This window comes from Pseudomonas sp. PS01298 (assembly GCF_029959745.1).
Taxonomy (GTDB): domain Bacteria; phylum Pseudomonadota; class Gammaproteobacteria; order Pseudomonadales; family Pseudomonadaceae; genus Aquipseudomonas; species Aquipseudomonas aylmerensis.
The window spans coordinates 1-2,845 of record NZ_JASCPP010000223.1 but is presented as its reverse complement, the minus strand read 5'-3'; the positions used below and the strand labels follow the sequence as shown (position 1 = coordinate 2,845).

The following is a 2,845-nucleotide window of genomic DNA, read 5'->3' as shown; positions in this document are numbered from 1 at the left end:
GCGGTGTATCAGTAACGAATGTTGCGACTGACACTTCGCATTCGCGAGCAAGCCCGCTCCCACGGTTTTCTACCGCGTTTGGCCTTAGTTATGCGGCCTGCTGGATGCGGGCCTTTTATGCGTGATTTCCCGCACAGCGCAGATCAGAGGTGGGAGCCGGGCTTGCCCGCGATGGCGGTGGGTCAGCGACAGATACACTCACTGATACACCGCTATCGCAGGCAAGCCAGCTCCCACATGGGGTTGTGTACAGCCTCGGTTATGCGGCTTGCTGGAGCTGCTGGATGCGGGCCTTTTTTATGGGGATCTCCAGCACAGCGCAGATCAAATGTGGGAGCCGGGCTTGCCCGCGATTGCGGTGTATCAGTGACGAATGTTTCGACTGACACTCCGCATTCGCGAGCAAGCCCGCTCCCACAGTTTTCTACCGCGTTTAGCCTTGGTTATGCGGCCTGCTGGAACTGCTGGCGGTACTGGTTTGGCGACAGCTCCGTGTGCTGCCTGAACAGCCGCGCAAAGAAACTTGCATCGTCGTAACCCACCTCATAACTGATGGTCTTGATGCTCTTGCGGCTGGCCGAGAGCAGGCCCTTGGCGGTTTCTATGCGCAGCCGCTGCAGGTAATGCAGGGGCTTGTCACCGGTAGCGGTCTGGAAGCGGCGCATGAAGTTGCGGATGCTCATGCCGTGTTCCCGGGCGACGTCTTCGAAGCGGAACTTGTCGGCGAAATGCTCTTCGAGCCAGTGCTGGATCTGCAGGATGATCACGTCCTGGTGCAGCTTCTGCCCCCCAAACCCGATGCGCCCAGGCGAGTAACTGCGCTGCACTTCGTAGAGAATATCGCGGGCCACGGCCTGGGCGATGTTGGCGCCGCAGAAGCGTTCGATCAGGTAGATATAAAGATCGCACGCCGAGGTGGTGCCGCCGGCGCAGTACAGGTTGTCGGCGTCGGTGAGGTGCTTGTCCTGGTTGAGCTGGACCTTGGGGAAGCGTTCGCCGAAGGCATTGAAGAAACGCCAATAGGTGGTCGCCTCCTTGCCATCGAGCAGGCCGGCTTCGGCCAGCCAGAACACCCCGGTTGCTTCGCCGCAGAGGACGGCGCCACGGGCGTGTTGTTCGCGCAGCCAGGGCAGCACTTGCGGGTAACGCGTGCACAGGGCGTCGAAATCATCCCAGAAGGCCGGCAACACAATGATGTCGGCGTCTTCGAGGCCGCCGTCCACCGGCATGATCACATCACTGAAGCTGCGCACCGATTGCCCGTCGGGGCTGACCAGGCGCGTTTCGAATGCCGGGGTCAGGCCCAGGCCTTGCTGTTTGCCATACCGCAGGCTGGCGAGGTGGAAGAAATCCTTGGCTTGCATGAGGGTTGAAGCGAATACCCGATCAATGGCCAAAATGCTGACGCGCCGCAACGGCGTGGAGATTTGGTTAGACATAATTTCATTTATTCTTATAGGGGAAAGTGGTCACCAGACGGCTGGATCGTCTTATTTTTTGTCGCATGTGTCCAGTGTCCTGTGATGCCTTCGCGGCATAGGCTCTGTGGGCTCGTTCTTGTCCGACAATCCCAGCAGGTGACCCATGATCCCCAGAACCTTGTTCAGCCCGGAGCACGAACTCTTTCGCGAGAGCGTGCGCACCTTCCTTGAAAAAGACGCCGCACCGTTCCACGGGCAATGGGAGAAACAGGGCTACATCGACCGTGCCCTGTGGAGCAAGGCGGGGGAGGCGGGGATGCTGTGCTCCCATCTGCCGGAGGAGTACGGCGGCCTGGGGGCGGATTTTCTCTACAGCGCGGTGGTGATCGAGGAGATCAGCCGGCTCGGGCTCACCGGCATCGGGTTTTCCCTGCATTCGGACATTGTCGCGCCGTACATCCTGCATTACGGCAGTGAGGCGCTGAAGCACAAGTACCTGCCTAAATTGATCTCCGGCGAAATGGTCACCGCCATTGCCATGACTGAGCCCGGTGCCGGCTCCGACCTGCAAGGCGTCAAGACCACGGCCGTGCTGGATGGCGATGAGTATGTGATCAATGGCTCCAAGACCTTTATCACCAATGGCTTTCTTGCCGAGCTGGTGATCGTGGTCGCCAAGACCGATCCCAAGGCCGGCGCCAAGGGCACCAGCCTGTTCCTGGTGGAAGCCGACACGCCGGGCTTCGACAAGGGCAAGCGCCTGGAGAAGGTCGGCATGAAGGCCCAGGACACCTCGGAGCTGTTCTTCCAGGATGTGCGCGTGCCCAAGGAGAATCTGCTCGGGCAAGCAGGCATGGGCTTCGCGTACCTGATGCAGGAGTTGCCCCAGGAGCGCCTGACCGTGGCAATTGGCGCGCTGTCGTCCGCCGAGGCGGCGTTGCAGTGGACGCTGGAATACACCCGTGAGCGCAAGGCGTTCGGCAAGGCCATCGCCGACTTCCAGAACACGCGGTTCAAGTTGGCGGAGATGGCTACCGAGATTCAGATCGGCCGCGTGTTCGTCGATAAGTGCCTGGCGCTGCACCTCGAAGGCAAGCTGGACGTGCCCACCGCCGCGATGGCCAAGTACTGGGCCACGGACCTGCAATGCAAGGTGCTCGACGAATGCGTGCAGTTGCACGGCGGCTACGGTTTCATGTGGGAATACCCGATTGCCCGGGCCTGGGCGGATGCGCGGGTGCAGCGGATTTACGCGGGGACCAACGAGATCATGAAGGAGATTATTGCGCGGGCGCTTTGACCACGGAACGCTGGGCTATTGTGGCGAGCGGGCTTGCCCCGCGTTGGGGTGCGTAGCAGCCCCAAAACCTCCTCCCTCGTTCTAGGGGGAGGGGCAGGATCAGGGCTGCTGCGCAGCCCAACGC

2 protein-coding genes are annotated in these 2,845 nt (G+C 60.9%); one reads left to right on the top strand and one right to left on the bottom strand.

Translation table 11 applies throughout. The features are described 5' to 3' along the window. Positions 1-443: 443 nt before the first annotated feature. Positions 444-1,364 (bottom strand): GlxA family transcriptional regulator, encoded by a 921-nt coding sequence (locus tag QMX97_RS31905; protein WP_177343923.1) that lies wholly within the window; start codon positions 1,362-1,364, stop codon positions 444-446. 220 nt (positions 1,365-1,584) lie between these two features. Here QMX97_RS31905 and QMX97_RS31900 point away from each other — a divergent pair, with 220 nt between their 5' ends. Continuing rightward, entirely contained in the window at positions 1,585-2,721 is a 1,137-nt protein-coding gene (locus QMX97_RS31900) for an acyl-CoA dehydrogenase family protein (RefSeq protein ID WP_065900659.1), read from the top strand. Positions 2,722-2,845 lie beyond the last annotated feature (124 nt).